This window comes from Bradyrhizobium sp. (assembly GCF_016462955.1).
Classification (GTDB): domain Bacteria; phylum Pseudomonadota; class Alphaproteobacteria; order Rhizobiales; family Xanthobacteraceae; genus Bradyrhizobium.
On the sequence record NZ_JAEMSD010000464.1, the window covers coordinates 2,258 to 5,368 of the forward strand.

The window sequence follows — 3,111 nt, forward strand, 5'->3', positions numbered from 1 at the left end:
CGGCGCTCTGCTGCTGGCAAGTGCAGCGGGTTCACCCGCGCACGCCGAGGACAAGCCCGCAGAGATTCGCATCGGCACCCAGAAGGGCGGCTTCTTCCCGGCGGTACGCCAGCGCCAGACGCTCGAAAACGCCTTCAAGCCGCTGGGGGTCGAGATCAAGTGGATCTATTTCCAGTTCGGCCCGCCGCTGCTGGAGGCCATCAATGTCGGCAGCGTCGATTTCGGCTTCGTTGGCGATACGCCACCGATCTTTGCGCAGGCCGGCGGTGCCAAGATCCGCTACGTCGCCGCGGTGAAGTCGGACGGCAACACCCAGGCGATCATCGTGCCGAAGGACTCGCCGATCAAGACACTGGCCGATCTCAAGGGCAAGCGTGTCGCCTTCGGCAAGGGATCGAGCGCGCACAATCTCCTGGTCGCCTCGCTCGAGAAGGCCGGCCTGTCCTGGTCCGACATTACGCCGGCACCGCTCGCGCCGGCGGACGCGACGGCGGCCTTCGTCAAGGGCTCGGTCGACGCCTGGTCGATCTGGGATCCGTATCTCGCGCTCGCCGAGTTGAAGGAAAACGCCCGCGTCATCGCCTTCGACAAGGATGTGCACAAGCCGAACGCGTTCTACATCGCCGGTTCGGACTTCGTGGACAAGTATCCGTCGCTCGTTGCGAAGCTCAACGCGGCCTTTGCGTCCGATGGCGTCTGGGCCGACTCGCACCATGAGGAGGTGGCCAAGGCGCAAGCGGCAGCGACCGGCGTCGACATCGAGGCCATCAGGCGCTTCGTCGCCCGCTCCAACTATCGCGTGGTGCCGCTCGACGCCGAGGTGGTCAGGAACCAGCAGGCGGTCGCCGATCGCTTCGCAAAGCTCGGCCTGATCCCGAAGCCGGTCAACGTCTCCGACATCGTCTGGAAGTGGACGCCTGGCTCATGAAGCGAGGAAGAACGCCGTCGAAGCGGTCTTCCTCCGAATCCCTCAGGTTCTCAACGCCGCCAGCAATTCATCGGGCCGCTCGGCCATGATCATGTGGCCGGCGCCGGGCACCACGATAGTCTTGGCATGCGGGATCGCGGCGGCGAGCGCCTTGCCGGCCTTGGCCGGCGTCATCATGTCCCGCTCGCCGAGGATCAGGGTCGTCGGCACCTTCACGCTTGCCGCGGCGGCAAGCGCATTCGTATAGGAGTTGCACGCGGACAGATCCCTGAACAGCACGCCCGGCTCGCACGACTTCAGCACGGCCTGGGCGCCGCCATGCATCCACAGGCCCGGCGCGAGGCTGCCGCCGAGCTCGGCGTTGAAGCCGAGGCCCCAGATCGAGACCATGTCGTTGGCATCCTGCGAATTGGCCTCTGCTGCTTTGAGCAGATCCGGGCCGACCGTCATGGTCGCGGCGGTGCCGATCAGGCTCAGCGCGGATACCCTGTCGGGATGCCGCGCGGCTGTCTCCAGCGAGATCAACGAGCCCATGGAGTGGCCGATCAGATGCGCCTTCGCGGCGCCGGCCGCATTGAGCAGCGCCGCCGTCCAGTCGGCCATCTCGGCGATGCTGCCGAGCGAAGGCCCGGCGGAGCGTCCGTGACCGGGCAGGTCGGGTGCCAGCACCGCAAAGCCGTGATGCGCAAACCAGCGTGTGTGCAGCGCCCAGGTCGAATGGTCGAAGCCGGCGCCGTGGATGAAGACGACCGCGGGCAGGGACTTGTCGAAGTCGCGGCCGCCGGTTGCGGCGAGCACTTCAGTGCCGTTGACGGAAAGCTTCATGGCGTCAGACCTTTTGCGAGATGCGCAGCGCCTGCGCAAGATCGTCGATGATGTCGCCGGCCGTCTCGATGCCGACCGATAGCCGCACCAGCTCCTCGCCGATACCCGCGGCCTTGAGCTGCTCCGCGTCCATCTGCTGATGCGTGGTCGAGGCCGGGTGGATCACCAGCGTCTTGGCATCGCCGACATTGGCGAGATGGCTGATCATGCGCAAGCTCTCGATGAACTTGCGGCCCGCAGGCCGTCCGCCCTTGATGCCGAAGGAGACGATCGAGCCGGCGCCGCGCGGCAAGAGCTGCTTGGCGAGCTGATAGTCCGTATGCGTCTCCAGCGAGGGATGCAGCACCCAGTCGACCGCCTTGTTGGATTTCAGCGCTTCCAGCACCAGATGCGTGTTCTGCATGTGGCGGTCCATGCGCACGGGAAGCGTCTCGACGCCCTGCAGCAGCTGGAACGCGTTGGTCGGCGACAGGCAGGCACCGAAATCACGTAAACCTTCCGTGCGCGCGCGCATGATGAAGGCGGCCGTGCCGAACTGCTCGTCGAAGACGATGCCGTGATAGCCGCCATAGGGCTCGGTCAGCACGGCGAACTTGCCTGATGCACGCCAGTCGAAACGGCCGCCGTCGACGATGGCGCCGCCGATCGCGATGCCGTGGCCGCCGATCCATTTGGTCGCCGAATGCATCACGATGTCGGCGCCGAGCTCGATCGGACGGCTGAGATAGGGCGTGGCGAAGGTGTTGTCGATCAAGAGCGGGATCTTCGCGTCATGGGCGATCGCCGCGACCTTCGGGATGTCTAGCACTTCCAGCCCGGGATTGCCGATAGTCTCGCCGATCACCAGCCGCGTGTTCGGCCGGATCGCGGCGCGGAACGCGTCGAGGTCGCGCGGCTTGACGAAACTGGTGGTGATGCCGAAGCGCGGCAGCGTGTGCGCGAGCAGGTTGATGGTGCCGCCATACAGCGAGCTCGACGCCACGATGTGGTCGCCGGCATTGAGCAGCGTCGCGATGGCCAGATGCAGCGCCGCCATGCCGCTCGCCGTGCAGATCGCACCGACGCCGCCTTCCAGTGCCGCGAGCCGCTCCTCCAGCACGCCCGTGGTGGGGTTGGAGATGCGCGTATAGATGTGGCCGGCGCGCTCCAGGTTGAACAGCGCCGCGGCATGGTCCGAATCCTGGAACACGTAGGACGTGGTCTGGTAGATCGGCACGGCGCGGGCGCCGGTCACGGGATCCGGATGCTGGCCCGCATGCAGGCTCAGGGTCTCGAAGGCAGGCGGTTTCGGCGCGGGCATGCGGGGCCTCGTTGGTCCATCGACGATGGCGCGTTGTGCCATAAGATCGCGCATGAAG

The 3,111-nt window shown here is 66.2% G+C and carries 3 protein-coding genes; 1 reads left to right on the forward strand and 2 read right to left on the reverse strand.

Annotated elements, in window-relative coordinates; translation table 11 throughout:
• Positions 1-7: 7 nt before the first annotated feature.
• The gene (locus JHD07_RS31745) at positions 8-928 is read left to right on the forward strand and encodes an aliphatic sulfonate ABC transporter substrate-binding protein (RefSeq protein ID WP_291629333.1); all 921 of its coding nucleotides are present in this window, start codon (positions 8-10) and stop codon (positions 926-928) included.
• A 42-nt stretch (positions 929-970) separates the two neighbouring features.
• Here the strand turns inward: JHD07_RS31745 and JHD07_RS31750 are convergent, their stop codons facing one another.
• Positions 971-1,753, reverse strand: coding sequence for an alpha/beta hydrolase (locus JHD07_RS31750; protein ID WP_291629329.1), 783 nt, complete (start codon positions 1,751-1,753; stop codon positions 971-973).
• A gap of 4 nt (positions 1,754-1,757) precedes the next feature.
• Positions 1,758-3,053 carry an O-acetylhomoserine aminocarboxypropyltransferase gene (locus JHD07_RS31755; protein ID WP_291629331.1) on the reverse strand — a complete coding sequence of 432 codons (1,296 nt, stop codon included), beginning with the start codon at positions 3,051-3,053 and terminating at the stop codon, positions 1,758-1,760.
• Positions 3,054-3,111: the final 58 nt, after the last annotated feature.

Excerpts from the sequence above, each read along its gene's own strand:
- JHD07_RS31750 (WP_291629329.1), bottom strand. The coding sequence starts at position 1,753 with ATGAAGCTTTCCGTCAACGGCACTGAAGTGCTCGCCGCAACCGGCGGC.
- JHD07_RS31755 (WP_291629331.1), bottom strand. The coding sequence starts at position 3,053 with ATGCCCGCGCCGAAACCGCCTGCCTTCGAGACCCTGAGCCTGCATGCG.